20 protein-coding genes are annotated in these 26,466 nt (G+C 47.7%); 10 read left to right on the forward strand and 10 right to left on the reverse strand.

Going from position 1 to position 26,466, the window contains the following annotated elements:
• Positions 1-106 precede the first annotated feature (106 nt).
• A complete protein-coding gene (gene nrdJ / locus ACKFKF_RS10600) occupies positions 107-2,437 on the reverse strand; it encodes a ribonucleoside-triphosphate reductase, adenosylcobalamin-dependent (RefSeq protein WP_446867684.1) in 2,331 nt (776 codons plus the stop codon).
• 226 nt (positions 2,438-2,663) lie between these two features.
• On the opposite strand from nrdJ, the gene ACKFKF_RS10605 reads away from it, so the two are divergent.
• The 3 genes from ACKFKF_RS10605 to ACKFKF_RS10615 all read left to right on the forward strand — a co-directional run bounded on the left by ACKFKF_RS10605 (position 2,664) and on the right by ACKFKF_RS10615 (position 4,538).
• A complete protein-coding gene (locus tag ACKFKF_RS10605) occupies positions 2,664-3,212 on the forward strand; it encodes a hypothetical protein (RefSeq protein WP_446867685.1) in 549 nt (182 codons plus the stop codon).
• A gap of 356 nt (positions 3,213-3,568) precedes the next feature.
• Complete coding sequence (locus ACKFKF_RS10610; protein WP_446860623.1) at positions 3,569-3,796, forward strand: hypothetical protein; 228 nt, start codon at positions 3,569-3,571, stop codon at positions 3,794-3,796.
• A 1-nt stretch (position 3,797) separates the two neighbouring features.
• Entirely contained in the window at positions 3,798-4,538 is a 741-nt protein-coding gene (locus ACKFKF_RS10615; protein ID WP_446867686.1) for a glutamine amidotransferase-related protein, read from the forward strand.
• 10 nt (positions 4,539-4,548) lie between these two features.
• On the opposite strand, the gene ACKFKF_RS10620 is transcribed toward ACKFKF_RS10615, so the two are convergent.
• A complete protein-coding gene (locus ACKFKF_RS10620; protein ID WP_446867687.1) occupies positions 4,549-5,022 on the reverse strand; it encodes a hypothetical protein in 474 nt (157 codons plus the stop codon).
• Between the two features lie 413 nt (positions 5,023-5,435).
• Here ACKFKF_RS10620 and hisC point away from each other — a divergent pair, with 413 nt between their 5' ends.
• The 4 genes from hisC to ACKFKF_RS10640 all read left to right on the forward strand — a co-directional run bounded on the left by hisC (position 5,436) and on the right by ACKFKF_RS10640 (position 10,008).
• On the forward strand, positions 5,436-6,557 hold the full coding sequence (hisC, locus tag ACKFKF_RS10625) for a histidinol-phosphate transaminase (protein WP_446867688.1): 1,122 nt from the start codon (positions 5,436-5,438) through the stop codon (positions 6,555-6,557).
• Positions 6,558-6,693: 136 nt separating this feature from the next.
• Entirely contained in the window at positions 6,694-7,080 is a 387-nt protein-coding gene (locus ACKFKF_RS10630; protein WP_446867689.1) for a hypothetical protein, read from the forward strand.
• 94 nt (positions 7,081-7,174) lie between these two features.
• Positions 7,175-7,366: a hypothetical protein gene (locus ACKFKF_RS10635; protein ID WP_446867690.1), complete on the forward strand. Its 192-nt coding sequence runs from the start codon at positions 7,175-7,177 to the stop codon at positions 7,364-7,366.
• Between the two features lie 104 nt (positions 7,367-7,470).
• A complete protein-coding gene (locus ACKFKF_RS10640; protein WP_446867691.1) occupies positions 7,471-10,008 on the forward strand; it encodes a tetratricopeptide repeat protein in 2,538 nt (845 codons plus the stop codon).
• On the opposite strand, the gene ACKFKF_RS10645 is transcribed toward ACKFKF_RS10640, so the two are convergent.
• Entirely contained in the window at positions 9,995-10,351 is a 357-nt protein-coding gene (locus ACKFKF_RS10645; RefSeq protein WP_446867692.1) for a hypothetical protein, read from the reverse strand. The genes ACKFKF_RS10640 and ACKFKF_RS10645 overlap by 14 nt on opposite strands.
• Positions 10,352-10,834: 483 nt before the next feature.
• Here ACKFKF_RS10645 and ACKFKF_RS10650 point away from each other — a divergent pair, with 483 nt between their 5' ends.
• Both ACKFKF_RS10650 and ACKFKF_RS10655 read left to right on the forward strand, forming a co-directional pair.
• Complete coding sequence (locus ACKFKF_RS10650; RefSeq protein ID WP_446867693.1) at positions 10,835-11,236, forward strand: fasciclin domain-containing protein; 402 nt, start codon at positions 10,835-10,837, stop codon at positions 11,234-11,236.
• 366 nt (positions 11,237-11,602) lie between these two features.
• On the forward strand, positions 11,603-12,772 hold the full coding sequence (locus ACKFKF_RS10655) for a fatty acid desaturase family protein (RefSeq protein WP_446867694.1): 1,170 nt from the start codon (positions 11,603-11,605) through the stop codon (positions 12,770-12,772).
• On the opposite strand, the gene ACKFKF_RS10660 is transcribed toward ACKFKF_RS10655, so the two are convergent.
• Positions 12,756-13,565: a DUF362 domain-containing protein gene (locus tag ACKFKF_RS10660; protein ID WP_446867695.1), complete on the reverse strand. Its 810-nt coding sequence runs from the start codon at positions 13,563-13,565 to the stop codon at positions 12,756-12,758. The genes ACKFKF_RS10655 and ACKFKF_RS10660 overlap by 17 nt on opposite strands.
• 58 nt (positions 13,566-13,623) lie before the next feature.
• Complete coding sequence (locus ACKFKF_RS10665) at positions 13,624-14,847, reverse strand: sensor histidine kinase (RefSeq protein ID WP_446867696.1); 1,224 nt, start codon at positions 14,845-14,847, stop codon at positions 13,624-13,626.
• Between the two features lie 1,203 nt (positions 14,848-16,050).
• Between ACKFKF_RS10665 and ACKFKF_RS10670 the strand changes: the two genes are divergently transcribed.
• Complete coding sequence (locus tag ACKFKF_RS10670; protein WP_446867697.1) at positions 16,051-18,000, forward strand: tetratricopeptide repeat protein; 1,950 nt, start codon at positions 16,051-16,053, stop codon at positions 17,998-18,000.
• A gap of 127 nt (positions 18,001-18,127) precedes the next feature.
• Here ACKFKF_RS10670 and ACKFKF_RS10675 read toward each other — a convergent pair whose 3' ends face one another.
• From ACKFKF_RS10675 to ACKFKF_RS10695, 5 genes are all read right to left on the reverse strand, one after another.
• Positions 18,128-19,330: an ABC transporter ATP-binding protein gene (locus ACKFKF_RS10675; RefSeq protein ID WP_446867698.1), complete on the reverse strand. Its 1,203-nt coding sequence runs from the start codon at positions 19,328-19,330 to the stop codon at positions 18,128-18,130.
• 6 nt (positions 19,331-19,336) lie between these two features.
• Positions 19,337-20,137 carry an ABC transporter permease gene (locus ACKFKF_RS10680; protein ID WP_446867699.1) on the reverse strand — a complete coding sequence of 267 codons (801 nt, stop codon included), beginning with the start codon at positions 20,135-20,137 and terminating at the stop codon, positions 19,337-19,339.
• Positions 20,121-22,700: a glycosyltransferase gene (locus ACKFKF_RS10685; RefSeq protein ID WP_446867700.1), complete on the reverse strand. Its 2,580-nt coding sequence runs from the start codon at positions 22,698-22,700 to the stop codon at positions 20,121-20,123. The genes ACKFKF_RS10680 and ACKFKF_RS10685 overlap by 17 nt, the downstream gene beginning before the upstream one ends.
• 62 nt (positions 22,701-22,762) lie before the next feature.
• Positions 22,763-25,354, reverse strand: a complete 2,592-nt coding sequence (locus ACKFKF_RS10690; protein ID WP_446867701.1) for a glycosyltransferase — start codon at positions 25,352-25,354, stop codon at positions 22,763-22,765.
• A 13-nt stretch (positions 25,355-25,367) separates the two neighbouring features.
• Positions 25,368-26,444 carry a glycosyltransferase family 2 protein gene (locus ACKFKF_RS10695; protein WP_446867702.1) on the reverse strand — a complete coding sequence of 359 codons (1,077 nt, stop codon included), beginning with the start codon at positions 26,442-26,444 and terminating at the stop codon, positions 25,368-25,370.
• Positions 26,445-26,466 lie beyond the last annotated feature (22 nt).

Genomic DNA, 26,466 nt, shown 5'->3' on the forward strand with positions numbered 1-26,466 from the left:
TGCGTAGACGGTTTTTATTAGCGATCGCTCTCTACAAAAAAGAGTGAAGCATTCATTGAGAACCTCCACCCTAATACCAATATTCCTGGCTACAAAACCGATCGCTCTAACCTTTCTTCTCAGGCATCATGCACTTATCGCTATCGCATCCGGCGGGCCCTTCGGCGACCACTTCACCCGAATCGTAGCGAGTCAGAGCCGTGTAGAAATCGGTCGTCTTCTGGCGTGAAAGCACTTGTTGTTGAAGCTGCTCAAAGGTGGCTCGATCGATTTTCTCAAACGGCAACCGGGGGAAAGGTGCATCAAATCGCGCTAACAATGCAGCACTGATGTAGCCTTCGTTTTGGTCGATCGCTTGATAGATTCGAGATGCCAACGCTTCGATCTCATCTTCGCGAAGTTCAATAGTTGCGCTGGTATTGTGAGCCGTGTAGTAGCGCTGAACTTGCAAATAGAAATCCATCTGAGCGATCGCTGAGAACTTTTCGATCTCAATCTCATCGGCTCCTGGAATGCTGGCCCAAGGCACTTCGACCGGAATTTCAACTAACCACTCAGTACAGCGCGGATCAAACGGATCATTCAGCAAGTTACCCGCTTCGTCTTTGTCAGATTGGGAAGGGACAATGCTGTAACCATAATCTAGACAAGCCATCGCTACCGGATCGTTTTTGCGGAACGTAATCCGACGAATGAACCGTTGGGCTTTGGGCGGGTGCCATCCAGGACTTGCGCCCGTTAGCAGCGATTTGGTTCCGGCAGGTTGGACGGTGGTGCAGCGATTGGGGCGACGCAGGTTGTGACGATCGCAATACTCTCCAACTACTTGATGCACGATTTCTCGCCAGCGCGTTAGATACTCCTGTTCTTTTTGTTTGAACTGTAAGCCCGTGACCGTATCAGGTCTACCCGCCTCCCACCAGCGCAGCCACTCCACGCCAAAAGCATTCACAAAGAAATCGAAAAGTCCGGTGAAGGAAACGCCGACGATCGGATCAAGCTCACGAGAATACTGATAGCGAGGCTCATTAAACTTGTGGTTCAACAATGCCGCAACCGACAACGCACCCGCTGTAAAGGCTTCTTCTTGTTCGTTGAAGTTAAACGGATCAAGCTGATTGAGGTGAACTTCAGAAAGGTTACAGTGAAAATTTTCTCCCAAAATTTCCCCACATGGGTTAAGTCCGTAGCGTCCCAGCCGATGTTCTAATTCTTGAGTCGGCATTTTTGGATAATGTTCTTGTATCCATTGTTGCCCTTGACCTGCATTATAAGCCCGTAGAAACTCAGTCTTTAGTTCCAGTGTGGTGAGAATATCTGCGTTAGAGCGAGCGATCGCTTCGGGTGCATACTGAATCGCGCCTTCCCCGGAGTAAAACTGCTTGCGAACGGCATCGATACATTCTTGCTCAGTGGGCTGATGATGATAGACGCGAGTGTGATTGGCCATGCGAAGAACATCGCGATCGGGGTCAATTCGCCAATTGCCCTCAGCATCTTGTTGCCAAAGGTTATCTTTCGCTCCCGCAAACTCTACATCTTCACTACTGCCTTGACGCATCCCCGCTGAGCGCCTAATATTGCCGGCCACGACACAGGCGGCGGCTTCGTCAATGAGAATGCAGCACTCGACAGACGTGAGTTGACGACCGATCGCCCGATCGAGAACCGTAGCACAGCGTTCATATAGTCCCGGTAACCGGACAGGGTTAGCCACACCGCCAAATCCTTTGAGGCGCTCACCTGCGGGGCGGACATGGCTCAAGTCAACGATGATTTCTACATCACTGGTGAAGCGATCGTCGGTTGAGAGTTCTAATAAGCTCTGGTAAGAAGCCACCCAACCCTGACGACTGTCACCGACTCGAATCGTCACCTGATTGCCTTTGACAAAGAGTTCTGTCTGGTCTTGACGCTGATCGACAGGCTGAGACCCAATTTCACTAACTGATCGAATCTTCAAGCGATTGCGAATGACTGGAAGTTGGCTTGTGTACTTGGGTTCTAAAACGGCACCTGTCCCCGATCCCATCATGGCCAGATCCATCATCAAGCCGAACGATCGCCAGTCGGTCACATTGGTACTGGTGCAATTGTAGGAGCCTGAGAAGTTTTCGGGTTTAGCGATCCAGCCCGTTCCGCCCACCCACAGCCAGCGTCCAGACGGTAGACAGCGCATCGACTGCTGCATCTTCTCGATCAGACTGCGCTCTTCTGCGGTAAACTGTCCCAGTTCGGCGAGTCCTTGAATGGTGCGATCGCTGACTTCTTGCCAAGATTCACGGCGATCGTCAGCAATTTTGCGGCTGTAGGTACGATAAAAGACAGGGTTTGCAGCAGGTGCCGATGGGGGAAACTGCCCGTTTAGCTGTCCTGAAGTTTGGACATTTGGATCTGAAAGGTCTCTGGGTCTAATTCGTTCAATGTCTCGAACCATTTGGGACTCCCTGTCTCATATATAGCGTTGGGGTGACAAAAAGATGTCTTACTACTCTATATGTAGTTCTTAAATTCGGCAAGGAATTGATCAGGTTTTGTGATCATTCGCTAGTTCAAGTGAACTAACTTAACTTGTCGATCGAGTATAAACCTATTTTCAAAAAACGCCCGAAAACAGCATCCACTCCAGGAATAGATCGGATATCCTAAACTTTTTGCAGAAGATGAAAAATTATCAGAACTTTGTCAAGGCAGCGATCTTCCTCAGTGTGATGACGACTGGAACCGCCCACGCTCAATCTGCTAAACCGAACCCAGACGCTCAACTTAGCCCAGCCCAACTGCAAATTCTCAAAGCCACCGGACTCAAGGCTGCGTCCCTCTCTTACGTGCCTTTGGGGTTTCGATTAGACGAAATTCAGGTCAACGCCCAACGCAACGCGAGAATTGGCGGACTAAGGTATCTGATGATTTATCGCAAGTCTGGTCGCGACACTTCACAAGATTTTTGCTTTGCGATCGAAGCCACTAGCGGCGGAATTGGCGACCTGCCATCGGGTGAAAAAAGCTTTCCAGTGAACAATCTGACCTATGGCAAAACCACGCTGGAGTTGGGCAGATTTGGTTCGGCCAATCGGTCTACTCTATTGTCAAACTGGATAGGAAGCGGCCCGTTTTATCGATTTACAGGGGCAGATGTTAACCCAGCACTGAATCGCTGCCGCAATATTAGTCCACAAGAAGCGGTCAAAGTCGTTGAATCTATTCGTTAGATCAGCTTTTGATTTGATTTATAGGTTGATTTAGCGATCGTTTTTTGATGAATTTAGTCGGCTCTTTTTGCATTACAAATAGGGCCATTTGAACGTTACACAAATCAGAGCGTTACACAAATCACTTCTTAGATGCATTAGATGCAATGGATCTTCGATTTCCCCCAACCCTTCCTTAGTCAGGCGGGGAGCCAGAAAATCACACCTTCGATTAGGGGGGAAGCCGTAGGGAGGGGAGTTTGAGAGTCTATAGCTATGAAAGATCAAGCTGATATTAAACCAAAGTCCAAAGTTGGGAGTCCAAAATTTTCTCATCGCAAATGCGACAATAGACTCGTCCTTTTACAGAAGTTTTTATGTGGCGAGTTATTGTTTACTGTTCTGCGGATAGTTGGCGTACCTATGCTAAAGACTTTAATGCGATCGTCGCCAAATATGGGGCAAAATCGCTCTCTAGCAAGAAGATGAAAGACGACGAGCGGCGCATTATGGAGTTTCAGATCGAGAATGTGGATGAGGCCGAATCATTTCAAGATGAGTGCCTGTTGTTAGAGGGGTTTACTGCACAATTTGAGGCATTGTAGCTTGACAAAACATCGGTCTGACTTAAAGATTCTGCTGCTGCAAATTCGTCATGACAGCCTGACTCGACAGGAAGAGTTTGATGCGTTTGTACATTACAGTCGCTTAGAAGCTCATCAGTTTTCGGTGCTGGATGTTTATAAAACGCCTGAGTTTGAGGTAACGCAGCTCGATGGGTTTGATGCATTGTTTGTGGGCGGATCTAGCGACGCTTCGGTGACTCAGCCTGACGTGTACAGGTTTGTGCCTGCGATCGAGCGTCTTTTGGTTCACTGTGTCGATCAGCGCATTCCTGTTTTTGCATCCTGCTTTGGGTTTCAGGCAGTGGTAGAAGCGCTGGGTGGAAAAGTGATTGTAGACAAAGACAAGATGGAAGTGGGAACGTATCCACTTTGGTTAACGCCAGCGGCCGCGCATGATTTATTGTTTTGTGATGTGCCGGATGGATTTTGGGCCGTATCAGGACACAAAGAACGAGCGATCGCGTTACCTCAAAATGCAGTTTTACTCGCATCCTCCGATCAGTGCCCCTATCACGCTTTCAAGATTCCAGACAGACCGTTTTATGCGTTTCAGTTTCACCCCGAAATGAATGCTCAAGAGTTGGCAATCCGAATTCGTCGCTACCAAAATCGCTATTTTGATCACCCAGAAGTTTTAGAGCAAATGTTGAGCGAGTTGCAAGAAACACCGATCGCCAATCAACTGATTGAGAAGTTTGTCGATCGTATTCTTTTGGCCTGACGATCGCGTTCTAACGATTATTGGCAACGCTGGTAAATCCTGTGGCGCGTAGGATTACTTTTGCGCCTTTGCGGACAATCAGAACGGTTCTAGATCCGGGCGCTGTGGGGAGATCGGGGTTGTCCATCGGCTCTTCTAAAACGTAGGAGTAGTCTCGATTTCGCCAGCCAATTCGACAGATTCCGTCGCGACAGGTGACTCGTCCCCCGGTTAAGTTGAGGCAGCGATTTTGGGTATCACAGCCCCGGTAAGTGAGGTTTCCAGTGCCATTCACACCTGACCACGAATTCGTGTTACCGATCGTAATCGTCCAGTCATCATTTTTTAGCGTGTAAGAACGTTTATCAGCATTGACTTGTTTAGATTGTGCAACATTCTGTTGACTGTAAGAAGTGGAATTTTCAACTTGTGCTAAGACAGGCGTGATCAGGCTTGTGAGTACGATCGAGGTCAACAACAGCCGAGACCCTAATTTCAGAAACATTTGCTTACCTTTGATGAGCGCTCAATAATATATTCAACAGAGCTAGTATGATTTACTGACTGTCATCCTGCCAAGAAAATATCTATTCGGACTTTAGACCAGAGACTTTAGACTGTAAACCTTAGAGGATGCTTGAAACGTATCAAATCGTCTGGAGATCCCCCTAGCCCCCCTTAAAAAAGCTACCGTGTACACACAAGTCGTTGTCGCTTCGTTTCAGTCGGCTTCAGCCCCCTAAATCCCCCAGTTTGGGGGACTTTGACAAAGGAAAGATTTCCAAAGTTCAAAGCCATGACGACGGCTCAAAGTCCCCTTTTGAAGGGAGATTTAGGGGGATCGAAACTCTGAAACGTTAGAAGAAACACTTTTCAAACATCCTCTTAGACTAGAAACTTCAAATGCTCCCCTGTCTAGTGTCCACAGTCCAATGTCTACAGTCCAATGTCTACAGTCAAACTCATCACCCGATCGCAATGGCTGACTATTTTCGTTCTAACATTCAAGCAATGGCTGGCTACAAGCCTGGTGAACAGCCCAAACACGGGAGCGGAATCATCAAGCTCAACAGCAACGAGAATCCTTATCCTCCGTCACCCAAAGCGATCGAGGCTTTAAGCGCGATCGACGGTGAATGGCTCAGACGTTACCCCAATCCTTATGGAAATGAGTTTAGACAAGCGGTAGGTCAGGTGTTAGACATTTCACCCGATGAAATCATTGTAGGTAACGGTAGCGATGACTTGTTGAATATCGTGATTCGCGCTTGTACAGAACCGGGACGCAAAGTGGTCTACCCCACGCCGACCTATGTGTTGTATCAAACGCTGACTACCATTCAAGCCGCCGAAGTGGTCGAGATTCCTTACGGGGAAGGGTTTGAATTGTCGCTAGAAAGCTTGATTGCTGCTCAGGGAGCCGTTACCTTTGTCGCTTCGCCTAACAGCCCGTCGGGGCATGGAGTGGCGATCGCTGATCTGCGAAAACTAGCCGCTCATCTGACGGGCATTTTGGTAATTGATGAAGCCTACGTCGATTTTGCTGAGACGAATGCTCTAGAGTTGGTCAAAGAATTTGAGAATGTTTTATTGATCAGAACCTTGTCCAAAGGCTATTCTCTCGCGGGATTGCGTCTGGGTTTTGGCATCGGACAGCCTCACCTGTTGAGTCAACTATTCAAAGTCAAAGACAGCTACAACATCGACGCGATCGCCTGTACTGTCGGAGCGGCCGCCATTCTCGATCAGGGCTACAAAAATGCTTGTGTCGATCGCATCAAAGCTTCTAGAACTCGACTCGCAGCCGACCTGAGACACCTCAACTTTCGAGTGTGGGATTCTCAAGCCAATTTTCTCCTGGTACAGCCTCCCCAGCCCAATGCAGAATTTCTCTACCAACACCTCAAAGCTCAAAACATTCTCGTCCGCTACTTTAACCAACCTGGACTAGACGACAAACTCCGCATCACGATCGGCACTCATGAGCAAAATGAAACTTTAGTCAAAGCTCTTAGCCAGACCTTGGACATTGGACGTTAGACTGAAAATCCAGGATCTAGCCTCTAAAATCCAAACTTCTGCATAACCGTAAAGTCGCGCAAAAGTTAAGTGCCCAAAAAGCGGTTCAGGAGGTGCCAAAACAAGGTATCGTGCAAAGTAGTCAACAAAAATTAACATGGTAGAACGTCCCATCAAAAAATCTGAACGTCAGTCCGCTCCTGCTGGCGACAGTTCTCAACCTTCAGAGTCTAAAAGCTCAGAGTCTCACAGTTCAGAATCTCAAAATTCTGCGCCCCAAAATTCTGCACCCAGATCTTCTACGCCGCCGCCCGCCCCCAAACGCGCTGATCGCACCGCCGATCGTTCTTCCGATCGTACCGAAGACCGGGGAGACCGTCGCTCAGACCGCAAAGGCAAACGGGGCGATCGTGAAGAATCAAAACAGCCTGTTAATTTGGCACTGATGCGCGGCCCCAAACCCGTCAAACCCGCTGCCCCCGCTCCCGAACCTGAGCCAGAAGCCGTGGCAGAAGAAACGTCAGAAGAGACCGCAGCAGAGTAGTTTGCCATGATGCAGACTCCTGTAAAACTTACGGAGAAAGGTAGGACGTTTAGCACTTCGTTCTGCCTTCTTTTGATGAAATGGCAGCCAACTCATGACTAAGCGAACCTCACCCGGCGATTTGCAGGACTGGGATGATGCCCAAGACCTCAATCACATCGTCCACGACAAACGCGATGGCAAACGCGCCACACCCGCAAAAGGTCGCCGTCGCAATCGTCGCTACGAAAATCGCCTGCTCAAATTTCAAGTGGAGGGTGCAGAGAGTTTGGATGAGACCGACTGAGAGTAAGTCCCCGCTCTAGATTTCGAGCATCTGACCAAATTTTGATTACCCTGGAAGAGGTGATTTAATCAATTAAAATTGGCTGACAGACGAGGATTTTCTCAATGAAGTACCGCAATCCAGCGTTCTCTACAGTTCTTTGGCAAAGTGGGGTGGTTCTTTCGCTTTGCTGTCTGTCAGGTCAAGTGGTGAGCGCGACACCCTCAGAGCCATCTTCTCAAATCAAGGTGGCGCAAACGTCTCAGCCTTCTAGTCAAGCGGATGTCAGTCAGTCTCTGGCTCAGATGACGGCGTTGTTTAATATTCTGCTGACTATTTTGATTTTGCTGGTCGGAGGCGCGATCGCCACCCTCTGGATTCTACGTCGGGCAGTCATTCAAGAAGTGACGACGCGGGTCAAAGGTCAGGTTGCAGGATTAGAGGCGCTAGAGGGGCAGATTTTGCGGACGCGAGAAGATGCGACAGCTATTTTGCACGAGTTGGAAGCGGTAGCTGACTCAGTGGAGGATGCGGCAAGTGGACTACAAAAAAACATCGATCGCGAACAGCAGAATCTCTCAGGATTGGGAGCCGAGCTGTCTCAGTCAAAAAGCCAAGTTCTCACAGATTTTGCGACTCAACTCAAAAGCTATCAGCAAAAATTAGAGCAATTAGATGCTGAATTTGTGACTCAGCTTGCTCAAGTGCAGGAAACAGTCCAACAGCGTCAGGAACGATCGCTTCGGTCGATCGATCAGTCAGAACAAACCTTTGAATCTAATCTTGTGGAACTGCAAGGAACAGCACAGCAGCAAAAGGATTCGACGCTCAGCGCTTTGAGATTGTTGGCTTCAGAATTTGCGCCTCAGCTTGTCGCGCTCCAGTCCTCGGTTGAGCACCAACAAATGCGAGTTTTGCAGGGTTTAGAATCGTCTGAGCAAGAGTTTGACACAGAATTGGCAACGCTGAGAGCGACGATCGAGAAACGTAAAAGCGATCTGCTAGAGAATCTGAGCCAGATTGCAGCCGAGTTTGTTCCAGAACTGGATACCCTGCGACAAATGACTCAACAGCAGCAAGAAAATCTTCTCGAAAAGTTCCGGCAATCTGAACAGACTTTGGATGCTCGATTGACAGAAACTCAACAGGTTGTTGAACAGCGTCGAGATGCTATGTTAGAGAATCTGGAAACGCTGGTTGCTGAAGTGACTCCTGAAGTTACAATGTTGAGAGAAACAATCCGACAACAGCAAGAAAACATTCTTGAAAATATCCAAAAGTCGGAACAAGAATTCAACACTAGAATTTCTGAATTCAAAGAAATTACTGAAAAACAGAAGAATTTATCACTAGAAGATCTGGATAAATTAAAGTCGGAGCTAATTCAAAATCTACAAAAGTCGGAACAGGAATTCAATATTCAATTAGTAGAATTTCAATCAACTGCCCAACGCCGCAATGATTCACTTTTAGAAAACTTAGAAACGCTAAAGTCCAATTTTGAACCTCAGCTTGCTCAACTTCAAGCAGAAGCTCAGACACAGTTTCATCAGAAAAAAGACCTGATTCTCAAACGCTTAGAAACGATCGAGTCCGAATTCTCTGATCAAGTCGTGCAACTGCGATCGCAGACCAACACTGAAAAAGAATCCACCCTACAGACTCTCAGACAGCTACAATCCGAATTTTCAGCCCAACTGACAGAACTGCAATCAACCGCCCAAGAGCAAAAAGAACTCATCCTACAACAGCTTGCCGAAGCTTCTCCCGTTTCCGAAGCCACCGTTACCAAAGTTCAGAGAAAAACTCAGGCTCTCGCCGAACAAATCGAACTGCTGCAATCCATTCATCCCAATCTGTTTGTCGATACAAAGGCTTGCTTAAATCGGGGGAATGCGCTGTTTTCGGAAGGACTGTATCAAGCGGCGATCGTGCAATATGAGCAAGCCCTCGAAATTCAGCCCGACAACGCAGACATCTGGTATCAACAAGGATTGGCGCTGCAAAAAGTGGGTCGAGACAAAGATGCGTTTGATGCATTTACCAAAGCGATCGAACTTCAGCCCACTCACTACAAAGCCTGGGTCAGTCATGGTCTTATGCTCAGTCGTCAAAAACGCTATCAAGAGGCGATCGCGTCCTATGAAAAAGCCACGAAACAAAAGCCCGAATTTTCGGAGGCCTGGGTCAATCGAGGCGTGGCGTTGGGAATGTTGGGACGCAATCAAGCGGCGTTTGAGTCGTTCGATCGGGCGGTGCAGTTTCAACCTGACGACTCGGTAGCCTGGATGAATCGTGGCTTGGCGCTAGAGGAGTTAAACCAGCATCAAGAAGCGATTACCTCGTTTATCGAAGTCGTGCGGCTCAAGCCCAATTCCTATAAAGCATGGGACAAACGGGGAGTGGCGCTGATTCAACTAGGGCGCGATCGGGAAGCCATTTCCAGTTTCAATAAAGCGTTGGAAATCAAGCCAGACTATGCGCGTTCTCACTATAACAAAGCCACCTGTTACGCCCGACAAGGCAAAATTGATGCAGCCGTCGAGAGTCTAAAACAAGCGATCGACCTCAACCCAAGCTACCAAAAAGAAGCGGCCACCGACCGATCGTTTGACACAATTTCGGGAGAAGTGGCCTTTCGACAACTGGTTAGCGGTGCGTAAACTGAAAGCCGATCGTCAGCGTTTCTAAAAAAGAGGCTTTGATTTCGCAGCCTAACAAGCCAAAAATTTGAGCTTCCGTTTTTTGCAAATCCTGCTGATTTTTGACACTCGCTTGATTGAGAGATTGATGCAGCAAAGCCAGCCGTTCTAACTCAAGGATCATCGAATCGACTTTTGATTCTTTGACATATAAGCTGGTCAAAATTTCTCTTACATTGCTGGTGTCGTCGGCTCTGATGCCCCTGTCCAACATTGGAAAGATCAGTCGATCGAGGTTTTGTTGTAAAAGTTTGCGAATGTAGTAACGAGTAGCAGGCGTAAAATGGCGGCGCATATGTGACATGGCAGAGAACAATTCGGTAAATGAGCGCGATGGGTAATGGTAAAGCACCTAGGGGCGTAACTAATTTTTCTCTCTTTTTTCTGTAAATTGGGGAAATTCTCAGTTACATTTGTCACACCTTAACTGCAAAACACTGAGATGCGGGAAGCCGTTAGACAATCTTTATATTGTCCAGCTTAACTTCTGGAACCTTGGTGTAGAGGGAGTTTAAGCGATCATAGATAGTCAACATTACATAAGCTTCTGATTAAAATCCTTAAACCAAAATTAAGAAACTCGCGAAAACACGGATCTTTTTAAAGCGCTCTTTTATGTTTTTAACTAAAAACATCTGAAATACAACCTGATGACTTAGCCTCGCTAACTGCGCTAGAAGCCAATCCTTGCAATTTCTATGTCTTAAGACAGTTACATGAGCAATTAGACACTTTTCTTTACAAAATTACGTTACCTTTGCTACAGACACACAAGCTAGGTAAATTTATGTCAGACATTGTTGATACTGCCATTGGTGCTGGTTCATTTGGCACTCTAGTCGCTGCTGTTAAGGCTGCTGGTTTAGTAGATACCCTCAAAGGCGCTGGCCCATTTACCGTTTTTGCACCGACTGACGAAGCGTTTGCTAAACTTCCCGCAGGCACCGTAGATTCACTGCTCAAGGATATCCCCAAGCTGACGCAAATCCTCACCTACCACGTTGTTTCAGGCAAAGTGATGGCGGCTGATGTGGTAAAGCTGAAGTCAGCGACCACTGTCCAAGGTTCAGATGTGAAGATTGATGCTTCCAGTGGTGTCAAAGTCAATGATGCCACCGTGACAACACCGGATGTTGCGGCTGATAACGGCGTGATTCACGTCATTGATACTGTGCTGATTCCTGCATAGTTGGGCGATCGTATCTAGCAGTCCTAAATCAGTTGTAATGCCAAATTGATATTTGAGTGCTACAGATCTTGGAGAGCAACCTAAATCCCCTACTTGTGGGAAACTTCAAGCCAAAGAAGTCTCGGATTCTCAAAGTCCCCCAGAATGGGGGATCTAGGGGGCGAAGGATCTGTAGCGTTCACAAATTGATTGGGTATGAGAGTCCTTAAAGGGCGGGTTTTTGGCGATTAGTTCTTAGCGATCTACGACTAACCCCTCATCACTAGCCGCCGCTCACAACTCAAATAGGATTGCTATAGAACTCTATTGATGGGGTGGCAGCTAAATCAGGTTGCTGCCCCAAACTTGTTTAAACAGACTCTAGCTTTGCTTTTTAGATCTGCTTCTGAAAAGACTAAACCGATTGAGCAAGAAGTTTCCACTGCATTTAAGGCTATCAATAAGTTGAGAACTTTGATTCACGAACCGCTCATCCACCAGGCAAAGTATGCTAGAGCGTTGCGCCCTCTTCTTCCAGATGAAGCATTCGCTCCTGACCCAGGCAAACTAACGATTTTGCTCGCTAATTTAGTCATTTTGATAGTAGGCTGGACGATCGCCGCCACGCTCAATGATTGGGACATTCGCTTACTAGGGCTGTTTTTACCGATCGCGCTGATTATGGGCAACAGTGTGATTGCCTTGCTATTTAGTGTTCATGCTTTGATGCATGGCAGCGTGATCAAAAATTCTCGTCTTAGTCATGGGGTTACGCTACTGGCACTTGCAGTTTGGTGGATGCCACCTACCCTCTGGAAATCCGTTCACAATCGAGAACACCACAATAAAACAAACTCGATCGCTGATCCCGATCGCAGCTACACCTATGAGCAGCCCAACACCTGGGGCAAATGGATTCAAAATCAGTTTGTGCCTTCTTCTGAGGTGAGTCCCCTGGGTTTAGTGATGGGAATGGTCAGCGCTTGGGGCGTTCATGGATTTCGCAATCTTACGGCTGTTGTTTTGTTTAATCGCAAATCGGTTCAGTATGTTCCGGCTGCTTTGACGGTCAGCCCAAAAGAACGGTGGGCGATCGCACAGGAATATTTTGTACTCATTGCCATTCATTTCAGCGTGATTGCTTATTTAGAGTTTGACTTAAAGCAACTGCTGCTGGGCTATTTTCTTCCGATCGCCATTGGTTATGCTGGAGCGATGTTTTACATCTTCACCAACCATTTGCTGTGTGAGATGACGAGTGTGAATGATCCACTTGTTAATACCGTTTCGCTGCGAGTTCCTAAGCTATTCGATCGACTGCATTTAAACTTTTCTTACCATACAGAACATCACATTTTCCCCGGCATGAATTCTGATTACTATCCGATGGTTCAAGAACTATTGAAAGCTCATTATCCTGAGCGATATAATCTCTTGAACGCCGGAGAAGCTTGGCGCTTGTTGATGCACACTCCTCGTCATTATCGAGATAGCAATACCTTTACAAATTGGTCAGGGAAAGCCTCTATTTCCTGTCCGCTCAATCAGGTTGAGTAATCTGCGCCTGTTTTCTATGTTGCTCAATGGCTTCTAAATAGTCAGGAATCGGTTCTTTAGTCGCCTGACAAGCAGCCCTATCGACCGCTACCAAATCGTCCCCAAAAAAGACTTTGCCAACCTCGATCGCGGTTCCCTTGTCAGGTTTCCAATCGTGGCTCATCAAACGGCGATCGGCATCCACCACAGCTCCATCAAACAGATGCCCAATACAAAAATAGACATCCTGTAAGATTTGCGGCACCGAGGGGCGATGCAGTTGTCCGCGTGAATTGGCGCTCCTGGCTTTGTATTTGGCGCGAGGAAAGAGTCCGTAGAGATTTTTTAGTGACGCAGAAATGAGAGGCTGATCTTTCAGTATCGTGCGCTTAAAGGTTCCGACAGTGATGCGACAATCGACTTCTTGCAAAAGAGCAGGGGCCCACATCGTCTGAAACCGAACCGGAGTCGGACAAAGATTGGGATACTCGACGATCGACAGCGCATCTGCGTCCAATAGCTGCATTCCCTCATCGAGAAGCGCATATAGTCCATTCTTTCCGGCAATATCAGCCAGACTAACGGGAGAGCAAACGCCCTCGACAATCAAAATTTCAGCCTGGGGACTCGCCAGCCGCAACGCCGACAGCACACTCCTCAAAACGCCCATACTCACCGTCACAGGCGGCCCAATAGGATAGCCAAGATTGGGTTTTACCAAAATCCGTTTGGCATTGTGAGCGATCGCAGGGGGCTGATAAACAAAATCTTTAGCAGATGCAGTCTGAACAGGCGCAGAAATCTGAGTCGGCATACAAATTGAACTGAATATCACAAACCAATCATTGCACTCAATTCAGAGCCCTCATCCCTCATCCCTCATCCCTCATCCCTGTACAAAGGACTTTTTTTGACTCGTTAACAGCGATCGGCAAAGAAACCACAAACGTTGAACCAACTCCGACTTCTGAAGTGAGAGAAATCTTTCCCTGTAATAGCTTCACTAATCGAGCGACGATCGCCAGTCCCAATCCAGTACTACCAGGGACGTGAGAGTGATCGGCTGATACGACTCGGACATAAGGCTCAAAAATTCGACTCTGGTCTTCAGGAGAAATGCCAATCCCAGTATCACGGATGGTAATTGACCAATCGCAATCGTGGAGTTGGCAAGCGATCGTAATGGTTCCTTTTTCGGTATAGCGGACAGCATTGCTCAAGAGATTGGTCAGGATTTGCTGTAGGCGCATCGCGTCGGTCACCATCAAAATCGGTGCCTTTACATCGACAATCAACTGCAAATTTTTAGCATCGGCAAGCGGTTGAATCACTTCTAACACCGCATCAATCACCGATCGCACATCAACCCGCGTCAGATTAAGCTGCATTTGCCCAGATTCGTAGCGTGACAGTTCTAACGCATTGTTGATTAAGTGCAGCAGTTGCCGACCGTTGCGAAGCACTCGCTCAAGGTGATCCAGTGTAGGAATGCTATCTTTGACCTCAGACTTTTTCTGCTGACGTAGTACTAATTCTGAATAGCCAATAATGGAGTTGAGCGGTGTTTTGAGTTCGTGGGCGAGATAAGAAAGATTGTCTTGGCTGACACTGACGAGACGATTTAATTCTTGATTGGTCAGCGTTAACTGGGTTTGGAGTTGTTCTAGTTCTTGTAACCGCTCTCGCACATAGCTTTTGAAACACTGGGCGATCGCTTCATCGATCACAGCATCGATCAATACAAAAGCCCGAATCACATTCGTAACTGAATCACTGAGAAGATTGTCTTGCAACGCTGAAACGATCGTTGATCGCAATAAGTGATACTCTCGCGCAATCTCTGTCGGGTCAAACCCCTGTTCTGCCCTCAGCGCTCCATGCTCTAAGCTAGCCTTTGCTAGAGACTCGACGTTACTTTCTTCGGTGCGCGAGAGAACGGTTGACAGCGCTTTTAGCACTACCGGAATGTGGTCGCGGACAGCGGTGGGCGATAAGCGATCGGTACTTTGAATGCGTCGATCTTGAGAAACCGCTTTCACCCATTCTTCGACGATCTTATCCGCTTTTTCTGTGAGTTGTTGGCTAATATCAGTCATCATTCAATTCTCGCTGGCGGCAAAATAGCTGACCTGATGAGCTGTCTCTGGGGAGCGATATAAAGAGATAGAGAGAAGTCAATCATACACCTCTCCAGAGGGCAAGTGTAGAGTCTAGCTTAAGATAGATGTTTTTGACGCGAATTATCAACCTTTTGGCTAAAAATGTCCTGATCTGCGGTCAATTAATGCGATGAAGCACTCTCGCTAATCTTTGGATTTCTAGTGATCAGGCGTTGCTGATCGTCCTGTAGGAAGTTCCAATTTTGCGTGCGCTCTAGCCTTTTTTCTTCAGTGCAGAATGGGCGATCGCCAAGGTCAGATAGATTGAAGTGACCACCTTCGTTCAGGATCGCAGATGAAAGCAAAAATTCCCGACGCTACTAAGAAATCGAGAATGTAATACCAAGTTGAAAATAAGCTGCAACCAATTCATCAGTCAAACTTAGTCAAAGCCCCCCAGAATTGGCTGCCGTGTACACCCAAGTCGATCAATCTGTCATTGCTGAGATCCTTCGCCCCCTAAATCCCCCAAAAATGGGGGACTTTGAGCCGTCGTCCTGGCTTTGAACTTTGGAAATCTTTCCTTTGTCAAAGTCCCCCAACCTGGGGGATTTAGGGGGCTGAAACCGACTGAAACGAAGCGACAACGACTTATGTGTACACCGTAGCCAGAATTGGGGGATTTAGAGGCGAGGATCTGTAGCAAGTAACCGTTGATTTGGTATAAGTGTGTATTTTGCAACAAGGCTATTTGTAAAAACCACCCTAAACCACAGGTAGTTCCATTGCTGAACGATCGCGCTAATTCATTCGTTTACAGTCGGGTTGACAGGTCTCCCAGTCAGCCGCTTCTACGTTGAGAGTGTTCTTGTTCGCGTCGGATGGGTTGGTCTTGGAAGGCTGGGGCTATCTGGCTACAGAGATCAAAATCAAGATAGAAAGGCAAGAGCCGTCAGAATCACATCGCTTATCGGGAATGAAATTGATTGTGAAGATGTCAAGGATTTATTGTGCGATCGAGGGCGCATAAAGTGTGAGTGAAACGATAAATGAGAAGCTAATGGCTACAATCTCAGATGACAGTTCAACCAGGATTGGCTTCTATTAGAACAACAGCTTTTGATCACAATTCTCTGGGTGATCTCCGAGTGTAATTGACGACGACTACAGTTGAAAGCTTGACCGAAAGACTTCTAAAATATGAGTGTGATTCAGCGATTAAAACAGTGGTACAAAAGCAGCGCCGTCGCGATCGGTCGTCTGAGCGTCAAGTCCAGTTCTACCAATCCGGGCGCTCATCACCGACTGAGCAAAGCCCTCGTCCAGGCAGAACAGTGGTCAGCGGCGATCGCTGCTTGCCAACGAGCGATTGAATTGAACTCAAAAAATCCCTGGTTTTACAAAACGTTAGCTGAGGCTTACATGGGGGAGGGTCAATGGAAAGAAGCCGTTTCAGCAAGTCAAATCGGAATCGCTTTAGATCCTAATTTGCCCTGGTTGCATCATGGGTTGAGTAAAGCGCTGATCGGACAGGAAAAATGGGAAGCGGCGATCGCGACCGTTCAGCAGGCGATTGATTTGAACGATGCAGTTTCCTGGCTTCATTTCACATTGGGAGAGGCGTGTTTTAAATCGGGCCAGTGGGCGGCGGCGATCGCGCCTTTGCGTCGAGCTATTGAGTTAGCTCCTGGGTTTCCCTGGTCTTATTATTATTTGGGTCAGGTGTTGGTGGCTCAAGAAGATGTGGAGGGGGCGATCGAGGTTTACCAACAGGTGCTAAAACGACACCCCAATATGGAGTATCTTCGGTCTTGTCTAGACTATGCTTTGCATCTCAAAGATCAGGATCAAAGAATTCAGGCTTACGTTCAAGAGTATTCTCAAAAACATTCTCGGACGCAGGTGAATAAGAGCGAGTCTTTGCGAATTTTGATGGTCACGCCATATCCGACTTATCCCCCTAAGCATGGTGCAATTACTCGCATGTTTTATGAGATGCAAGCGTTGAGCCGTCAGCATCATTTAGTCGTAGTTTCGTTTGTGTTTTCGCAGGGTGACTATCGGTTAGAGGCAGAGGTGAGCCATTTTTGCAATCTGTCAATCACAGTCATGTTAGGCGATGCGCCCCCTCGACAACCTCAGCAGCCTAAACTAATTCATCGCTACAGTAGTCAGAGAATGCGTAAGATTCTCAGTACTTTGCAGACTGCTAACTTTGACATTGTGTTGTGTGATTTTATATACATGGCACAATACCGAGATATTTTTCAAAATGCATATTGTGTATTGGGAGAACATAATATTGAATCACAATTATTAAAACGCTGTGCGGAAGTTAACGGCAACGTAGAAGTAAATAAATTGGCAACGCAAACAGAATCAGTAAAAGCATTTCTGGAATCCGAGTCAGAGTCGGCGTTGTTAGCAGATTTTGAAACAGAATACTGGCGGAAATTTAATCTCAGAATGGTGGTGAGTGAGAGCGATCGCCAAACGCTAGAAAGTCGCTGCGATATTGGTTCAACAATCGTGGTAAACAACGGCATTGATACTACTGAAGTGACCCCGTTAGAGAATCCTCACAACAAAAATATTCTGTTTATCGGCACCTTAAATTACTATCCCAACATTGACGGAGCCTGCTACTTTGTGGAGAAGATTTTACCGATCGTTTGGCAGCAAGACCCGACCATTTGTTTTTGGATGGCTGGGGCTGACCCGCCTCAAACGATTCTCGATCTGGCCCAGGATTCTAGAATTCGGGTGATTGCCAACCCTGAGACGATGAGTGATGTGGCTCAAAATTGTCAGATGACGATCGTTCCGTTGCGAATTGGGGGCGGCACTCGGATTAAGATTCTCCACTCGATGGCGATGGGGTTGCCTGTGGTGACGACGAGTTTGGGCTGTGAAGGGTTGGCGATCGTGGAGGGCGTGCATCTACTCATCCGTGACCAGCCAGAATCGTTTGCGGAAGCAATTTTGCAACTCCTCTCGGATGACGAACTCCAGGAAAAGCTGCGCGTAAACGGTCGGCAACTAGTCGAACAGCAGTATGACTGGCAGCAGATTTTTGAGCGAGCAGAACGGCAAATTGTGGCCGGATTTTGGAAATGGCGAGAGGAGCGATCAAGGGGTAATTCTCAATAGCGTGAATTTGAGGAAGTTTTTTCGCTTCGTTGTTTGGAACTTCTGCCCCCCAACCCCCCAATTCTGGGGGACTTTGAAATCCTTTGCTGTGTTTCTCTGTCCAGAAACTTGTGGGTTTTGAAGAGGGCTATAGATCGAGGGAAATGGGCGAGACGATTTCCCAGTGGCGGGGGGGACAGAGGAGGCTTTGCTCGTTGGGTGTCCAGGCGATTTGGAACGGGTGCTGGTTCCAGTGATAGTCGTAGGTGAGACTCCAATCGGGGGAAAATGTGCCAGCGTTAACATAGTAGTGACCACCACTGAGATCTAAGCGATCGACACACAAGCGAATCTTTCCCATTCCTACAGATATTGGAATCGTCAATGCTGAAGTGAATGTATTGGTGTTGAAGTAAATCTGACCGTTTTCATCACTAATGCTAACGCTGAAGATCACAGATGGAAACTGCTGGTGTGATTCGTAGTTGATCTCGATCGTCATCGGATCGCCATTGTTAATTTCAGTAATAGAATTGTGACGTGAATCGAATAAATTAACTGCTGTGATTTCTATTTCACGAGAATAACTGCGAAATTTTTTGGCGTGAGATTGCAAATCCATAATGCCTGCATATCGTCCTGCAACCACTTCGGGATCGCCGTAAGCCTCGACCTGTCCCTGTTTGAGCCACAAAGCTTGATCGCATAGCTGCTGAATTTGTTCAACGTTGTGAGAAATCAGCACAACTGCACAACCATTTGATTTGAGATCAGCAATGCGATCGAGACACTTGCCCTGAAATGCGCCATCGCCCACCGATAAAAATTCGTCAATCAACAGCACATCTGGCTCTGTGTGAATGGCTACCGAGAAAGCCAGCCGCATCAACATTCCGGTACTGTAAGTGCGAACAGGATTGTCGATAAATGAGTCCAGTTCTGCAAAGTTGACGATCGCTTCAAAGCGTCGGGTCACTTCTCGTCGGGTCAAGCCTGCCACGATCGCGCTGACAAATACATTCTCTCGTCCCGTCAGATCGGGGTGAAAGCCTGCCCCCAAATCCAACAGTGCGCCCATTCGTCCGTTGACTTTGATCTGCCCTTCATGGGGACGCACCACCCCGCTCAAAAGCTGAAGTAGCGTCGATTTTCCGGCTCCATTGTGACCAATCACACCCAACATCTGACCAGGGGCAACCGTAAAACTCACCTCGCGCAGTGCCCAAAAGTAGTCGATCGCTTTCATGCGGCGATGTCCCGAAAGGGCGGCCTCCATAATGGTGCGGGGGCGATCAGCGTGATAGCGACTGTAGCGTTTACTCAGTCTGTGAGCGGTGACAGCAGGTTGCATGAGGGTCTAAATTTCTTCTACAAAGCGTTCACTCTGGCGCTTAAAAACTCGATATCCCAGAGGAAGGAGGATGCCCGATAGGATAGCCAAAATTAGCAGCGATCGCCAATTGGGTGGAGTGCCATAGATTAAGACGGCTCGATAGGCTTCGAGTAAAGTGACCAGAGGATTGAGGGCAAAGAGCGATCGAAACTGCTCAGGAACTTTGTTGAGATCATAGAAAATCGGCAGAATATAGAACATCAACTGTAATACAACGCCCAACGTATGCTGAGTATCTCGAAAGGTCACATTCAATGCTGCTAAGGGATAGGCAAAACTAACGGTGAGAATAAATTGTAATCCGAATAAGATGGGTAAAAATGTAAAATTGTAAGTTAAATGAACTCCATCAAAGATTAGAAAAAACAATAGAACAGGTAGTGCTAACAGGAAGTGAATTAAACCTGTGGTGACGGTGACGATCGGTAAAATAGTAATCGGAAAACCTGGCTGACGAACCAGAGCGCGATTGCCTGTAATTAATCCGGTAGCTTGAAAAAGAGACGTTTGTGTCCATGTCCAGATGAGTAGACCACTGAATGCAAAAGATGAATACTGAGGAACATTCACCAATAACACCAGACGGAATACGAACGTAAACACTAATAATTGCAGCAAAGGACTGATCAGCGTCCAGGCGATACCGAGGGTCGATCGCTTATACAACAGCTTCAAATCCCGGACAACCAACTCTCGCAGCAAATCTCGATAGTAGACAAACTGCCGTCTTTGCCAAAAGGTTGACCGTCTACTTTTGAGAAACATAGGATTGATTTTGGAGGGATTTGGTTCGTTCTACAACTGGAATGTAGGGCTGACTGCGACCATTGCGTTTGACGAGTTGACAGCTTTGCCAATAGCCCCAGGAGCCAGCAATCAGCCCAGAAATTTCTTGCCAGAGATACAGCCAGGGTGTGTCGTGTTTGCGCTGGAGTCGATCGACAATTCGCCAGACAAAATAGCGAGGCATGACGTTGACTAACTGCCGCAATCCTCGGCTGTCTTTTTCGTTTAACCAGAGGTGGAGATGATAGGCAGTACAGCTTTTCATTTGGCCATAAATTTGACGATAAAAGGCGGACAGTTCTCGACGATGACGATGCCACACATAAGCTTCGGGAGCGTAGACTAAGGTGTACCCTGCTTTGAGAACTTTGTAATAGAGGTAGGTTTCTTCTGCACCTGCGGCGGGCGTTCCGGGGCCCAGGGTTTCTTCCATTAATCCAATCTGCGGATGGCTAAAAATGCTGGCTCGCATCGCAGAATTTGCCGATACGCCCAACTCCCAGACGGGCGGAGAATATTCAAAAGAGGCTAACCAGTTTCCATCTACTTCTAAAGGTAAAAATCCGGCGCTCAAACCGTTTTTCAGCTTTTCAAACATCAGTTGGGCGGGGGTTTCGAGTTCTAACGGCAAGACATTTCCCGTGACGACCATCACATCTGGACGAGCCATCGGAGCAATCAGTTTTTCGAGCCAATCCGGAGGAACGGTGACATCATCATCGACGGTGACAATGATTTCGCTTGTACTGGCGACGATCGCCGCATTTCGTCCATACGCTCCGCCTTTTCGAGTCTCTTGAACGAGTTTGACTTGGGGAAATTGAGCGACGATCGGCGGGGTCAAGCCTGAATCTGGGCGATTGTCGGCCACGATAATTTCTATGGGTCGAGTCGTTTTTTGGGCGGTGAGATGATGGAGACAATTCAATAAGTCAGTGGGTCGATCGCAGGTTGTAATGATGATGCTGACGGGAATTTGGTCAGATGAGGGTTGGGGAGTGGTCGGTTTAGCGATCGGAGTCCAATGCTGGGTCAGCAGAAAATCTAAGGCTTTGCGGGCAGTTTCGCGGTTACGCTGGTGAGGAAGAGAGAGCAGATCGAAGGTGAGTTGGTGAGCGATCGCGTCTCTCAGTTGAGCAGCACTGATGGGTGCAACCTGATTTTTGATGTCTACAGAACCGATGAATGTCGAACCTTCGGTAACAAAAATTCGAGTGGCTTGGTAGCCTGTGATATCAAGTAAATCAGGAAGCAAATCGGGTAAATCACTCAAGTCAATTGCCTGCGTGGTCATTAATTTGGGTGTGGGTTCAATCGGCACAACTTTATGAATGGGGGCGGTCTGTCTTGCTTGCTGGTAGCCTTGCCAACTGCGCCACACGCCCTGAAATTCAGCAATAATAAAATCGCGAGGCAGATTATAGGGGCGCAACCAAGAAATACACAGCCGCGCAAACTTCCACAACGCTAAACACAAAAAGCTTAAACGTAATTTTGGATAAGCTGCAATGCCTGTGTAAATGTAAGCGTAAAAGCTGGTGAGATTGCGAGTGAGAAACGATCGCATCGCTTGATCATACTCTGGAGACCGATACCGAACGATCGCATTTGGCTCATAGAGAAGCGTCTGTCCGGCAATCAGAATTCGACAAAACATTTCCCAATCGCCGCCGCCTTCGGTCAGAGTGTCGCGATCGAGTGCCAGGTCAAACATGCCAATCTGCTCAAACAATCTGCGACGATAGGCCATATTCACCCCAGAACCTAGCTGCATCGTGCCCAGATCGCTCCAGGATTTGAGAGAAGAATTCCAGCGTCGATCGCACCCTCGCCCCAAACCATACCAAAACTCAAAGAGTGCCTGATTTTCGGTTTCGATCTGGTCAGGAATTACCAATCCTGTGAGCGCCATGACTTGAGGATTTTGGGCAAACGAGGTGGCGATCGCGCCAATCCAATTTGTATCCACGAGGCCCTGTTCGTCTGTGAAGGCAATGATTTCGCTTTGTGCTTTCTCGATCGCCAGATTTCGCGCTTGATTGAGTCCGACTTTATCGGTGTAGAGGCAATGAAAAGCTGGATAATTCTGCTGCACGATTTTTTGAAGTGCGTCACTCTGCGGAGCGTTTTCGACAATCAGAATTTCTAAATTGGGATATTCAAGTTTTTGGAGTGCCTGTAGACAATCCGTGAGATCAAATTCCGTTGATCGTCGGGGACAAAACGCAACCGTGACAGACGGCAAATTCTGAGTTTCAACCGGAGCCAGCTTGAGTAAATCCGCAATTTGCCAGCTAGAATCTGGAACGGCTAATCGATAGTTGATCAACTGCCGCCCGATCGCTTCCGCAAACTGAGGAAAAATCTCTTGAGCGATGGCGTGTCCCGAACATTCTCCCCGCTTGACTGGAAGCTGAATATAACCGATCGGACTTCCATGCAGCTTAACCAGACCGCGCAAAAACTGATAGCCCTCCAGGTTAGTAATGGATTCTAACGGACGGCTTAACTCGATATCGGTGACTTTGATGCGATTGGACATGGGGAGGGATGAAAGAGGGATGAGGGATGAGGGATGAGGGATGAGGGATGAGGGATGAGATTTTAGGTTTGCCTTGTTTCTACGGTTTTGGTGGGTGAGGCGGGTGTTTGAACTTGGGTGCGTCCTTGTCGATCGACTCGCTGCCACGATCGCCAGAGTGACCACGGCCCAGCCAGGTTTCCGGCGATTTCTAGCCAGATGAGTGACAGGGGGTAAAAGCGGTCTCCTTTGAGCCAGAGCAACAGACGTTTGAGGTAGTAAAGCGGCAAGAAGATGAGCAGGGTGCCCAAAGCGCGGAGGTCGCGATCGCATAGTACCGTGGTCAAATGATAGCCGACAAAACCCTTGCTGTAGTTGTATAGCTGACGACGCAGGGCAGACATTTCGCGGCGGTGTTTGTGCCAGACGTAGGCGGTCGGTTCGTAGACGATCGTGTAGCCTGCTTTGAGAACTTTGTAGAACAGATAGATGTCTTCTCCGACTCCCGAAGGCATTCCGGGGCCGAGGGTTTCGTTCATGAGTCCGATCGCGGGATGGCGAAAAATGCTGGCTCGAAAGGCGGCGTTGGCAGTGCCTCCTAATTCCCAGGTGGGGACGGCGTGAAAGGGCGATCGCTCAAACCAGTCGCCGTTGACTTCAAATCGCTCAAATCCGCGTCCGAGTCCGCCGTTGCCGTAGTGTTCAAAAAGCTGTTGGGGGCGGGTGTCTAGTTCCAGGGGCAAAATGTTTCCCGTCACGGTCATCACATCGGCGCGCGCAAAGGGAGCAATGAGTTTTTCGAGCCAGTCGATCGACAGCGTGACATCATCATCGATCGTGACAATAATCTCTCCTTGACTGGCAACAATTCCAGCATTGCGGGCGTAGGCGACTCCTTGACGAGGTTCCTCAATCAAGCGCACAGTGGAAAATTGGCTCACGATCGCCGTTGTCAATCCCGAAGCTGGGTGATTATCGACCACGATGATTTCGACCGATCGCAGAAACGTCTGAGACACCAAACTTTGGAGACAGTGACGCAGATCATCCGGGCGATCGTAGGTGCCAATCACGATCGAGACTGATACATGCGTGGGGAGTGTTGCAGAGGGAACGCGATCAGATTCCCATAATTTTGAACTCCATAATTTTGAACTCCATAATTTTGAACTCAATGTCTCTACGATTTCAGTTCCCAATCGCATCACGCTAATCAGTTGATAGTCATTTGTAATATCAACTTGTCCCAAAGGTGACCCCTGCTTCATGACAAAGACGCGGACTTTACCAACTTCTGTAACGTTGTAAATCGGTTCTAAAGGCTGTGTAATTTCAATTGCACGAACTGCAATTTTGTCGGTGACTTCTTTTTGAATAGGTGTGGATTGTTTGGCTCGATCGCTGGGTGATTTTCCAAACTTTTTAGCAATCTCATCAGCAATCTTTTTAGATTTTGGATACTTGTCTAAACTTGTCAGACAACCCCAAAGTTGAGCCACGATCAAGTCACGCGGAAATCGAGTCGGACTCAACCAGGACAACATCAACGGACGCAAATGACCCGACCACAACCACGACAACCCTAGACGAATCAGAGAAAGCGTCGTTTCGGGATAGACGATCGCCGTTCGCACAAAAAACGCATAAACACTACCGTTGTGAGCGAGTTGAGTTCGCAGGTGGGCATAGTCTCGTCGATGTCGGTGACGCACGATCGCACTGGGTTCATAAACCAGCGTATGACCTTCTTTGAGAATGCGAAAAAACATCTCCAGATCGCCTGCTCCATTCGTCACCGTACCCACATCCAAAGCAGGATCAAAATAGCCAATCTCGTCAAACACACTGCGCCGATAAGCCATATTTGCCCCGGTGCCCAGGTTGCCCGTTCCCATTTGCGTCCAGTGCATAGGTTGTCCTCGGCCGACTCGCCACCACCGTCGCCGAAATCCTCGTCCAAATCCGCCATTCATCTCAAACAAAACTTGAGCGTCGGTTTCTAACTCATAAGGCACGACCAGCCCCGTCACCGCCATCACTTCAGGATTTTCGACAAACACTTGAGCGAGTGATTTTACCCAGTTGCGATCGACCACCGTATCGTCGTCGGTGTAAGCCAAAATGTCTCCGGTTGCTTCTAGAATGGCTCGATTGCTGGCCCAGTCTCGTCCCGGACGCGGCTCACACACATAGCGAACGCGGGGATAAGTTTGCACTAATTTCTCAGTTGCGTCACTGCTGGGTGCGTTGTCGATGATCAATAAATCCAGGTTGGGATAGTCTAATTGGCAAAGTGAAGTGAGGCAAAGATTGAGATCAGAGGTGCGATCGCGCGTACAAATTGCAACGGTGACAGACGGTAAAGCTTTCTGTTGGCTGATTGGCGGAAATTTGAGTAGATCATCAAACTGTAGTTTTTCAGGTAATCCTTTCAATAATTGATTGAATAGAAGCTGTTGAATAATTGAATCACAATGCTGTTCTAGAATCTGTTGCTCAAGGTAATCGGCTGAACATTGATGATTGCTAATCGGAACGTTAATCCATCCGATCGCAGTCCCATACAGTCTTACCAATGCCTGAAGCCTGACATAGCCGTGTAGTTCATCAAAGGCAGCGATCGGCTGTCCCAATTCAATCTCGACAACTTTAATCGGGGTGAGTGCAGAAGTCATGAAGGGCAGCACCTTAAGAAGAATGTTCAGATAATGTCGATCGTCCAGTTTGTCCCGCTCGTGAAAGCAGCGTTTGCAACCCATTTCCCACAAGCACTTTGAGAAACACTTTGGCTCTATTTCGTTTGCTTGAAGCAGCTTGTCGATGAGGACGAGAGAATCCGAACCAGCTTTTTATTAATAATTGATAGTATCCCACTCGTAAAAATGGAGTAACTCGATCAACTCTAACCGCTTCAAAAAGCCAGAACAAGGTTGTACGATCGTCTCCCCAATCAGAACTTTGATGAGCGAAATATAAGTAGAGACTACTACTCGATAATGAATATAAAAAGTTGGGGATTTCTAAATGTTTTTCTCGAATAGATTGCAGCATTAAAGTGTGCGATCGGGCCATACAAGAATAGTCACAGGACATACTTTGCCGAATCTTACGATAACCGACTAAAAACTCAGGGACGGCTCGAAATTCATACCCTTCGGCAATTCTCAAATACAAATCCCAATCTTCACAACCTTGGGCATTTTGTGCTTTTAGCTGACAATTGTAGCCGCCCACTTTCTCAAAACAGCCTGCTTTAATCAACGTAGCGCTGGCATTTCCCAAAAAGTTGTGGCACAGCAGCGTTTGAAAAACATTCCCCTCAATTTTCGCGGCGTGAAATCCTCCCGTTTGCTGATCTTGCTCATCAATATCGATCGACCAGCTATAAACCAAGCCCACCGATTCAGGAGACGCTAATAAGCATTGAACCTGCTTTTCTAAATTGTGAGGATACCAGAGATCATCCGCATCGATCGGGGCGATTAGTTCCCCTTTGGCTAGTTGAATTGCCCGATTTCGAGCCGCCGCAACGCCTGCATTTTGCTGCTTGACTAAGAGAATTCGTTCATCGGTTTTAGAGAGGCGATCGACGATTTCAACGGTGCTATCTTGAGAGCCATCATCGACCACAATCACTTCTAGATTCTGATAAGTTTGGGTCAGAATTGAGGTCAAGGTTCTCTCAATAAAAGCTGCCGCATTGTATGCCGGAACAATCACTGAGACAAGCGGTAAAGACAGGGCAATTGCAGATTGGCTCTTCACATCGGGATGTCACATTTCACAC

The organism is Phormidesmis sp. 146-12, assembly GCF_052939495.1.

Excerpts from the sequence above, each read along its gene's own strand:
- nrdJ (WP_446867684.1), bottom strand. The coding sequence starts at position 2,437 with ATGGTTCGAGACATTGAACGAATTAGACCCAGAGACCTTTCAGATCCA.
- ACKFKF_RS10605 (WP_446867685.1), top strand. The coding sequence starts at position 2,664 with ATGAAAAATTATCAGAACTTTGTCAAGGCAGCGATCTTCCTCAGTGTG.
- ACKFKF_RS10610 (WP_446860623.1), top strand. The coding sequence starts at position 3,569 with ATGTGGCGAGTTATTGTTTACTGTTCTGCGGATAGTTGGCGTACCTAT.
- ACKFKF_RS10620 (WP_446867687.1), bottom strand. The coding sequence starts at position 5,022 with ATGTTTCTGAAATTAGGGTCTCGGCTGTTGTTGACCTCGATCGTACTC.
- ACKFKF_RS10630 (WP_446867689.1), top strand. The coding sequence starts at position 6,694 with ATGGTAGAACGTCCCATCAAAAAATCTGAACGTCAGTCCGCTCCTGCT.
- ACKFKF_RS10635 (WP_446867690.1), top strand. The coding sequence starts at position 7,175 with ATGACTAAGCGAACCTCACCCGGCGATTTGCAGGACTGGGATGATGCC.
- ACKFKF_RS10640 (WP_446867691.1), top strand. The coding sequence starts at position 7,471 with ATGAAGTACCGCAATCCAGCGTTCTCTACAGTTCTTTGGCAAAGTGGG.
- ACKFKF_RS10645 (WP_446867692.1), bottom strand. The coding sequence starts at position 10,351 with ATGTCACATATGCGCCGCCATTTTACGCCTGCTACTCGTTACTACATT.
- ACKFKF_RS10650 (WP_446867693.1), top strand. The coding sequence starts at position 10,835 with ATGTCAGACATTGTTGATACTGCCATTGGTGCTGGTTCATTTGGCACT.
- ACKFKF_RS10660 (WP_446867695.1), bottom strand. The coding sequence starts at position 13,565 with ATGCCGACTCAGATTTCTGCGCCTGTTCAGACTGCATCTGCTAAAGAT.
- ACKFKF_RS10665 (WP_446867696.1), bottom strand. The coding sequence starts at position 14,847 with ATGACTGATATTAGCCAACAACTCACAGAAAAAGCGGATAAGATCGTC.
- ACKFKF_RS10670 (WP_446867697.1), top strand. The coding sequence starts at position 16,051 with ATGAGTGTGATTCAGCGATTAAAACAGTGGTACAAAAGCAGCGCCGTC.
- ACKFKF_RS10675 (WP_446867698.1), bottom strand. The coding sequence starts at position 19,330 with ATGCAACCTGCTGTCACCGCTCACAGACTGAGTAAACGCTACAGTCGC.
- ACKFKF_RS10680 (WP_446867699.1), bottom strand. The coding sequence starts at position 20,137 with ATGTTTCTCAAAAGTAGACGGTCAACCTTTTGGCAAAGACGGCAGTTT.
- ACKFKF_RS10685 (WP_446867700.1), bottom strand. The coding sequence starts at position 22,700 with ATGTCCAATCGCATCAAAGTCACCGATATCGAGTTAAGCCGTCCGTTA.
- ACKFKF_RS10690 (WP_446867701.1), bottom strand. The coding sequence starts at position 25,354 with ATGACTTCTGCACTCACCCCGATTAAAGTTGTCGAGATTGAATTGGGA.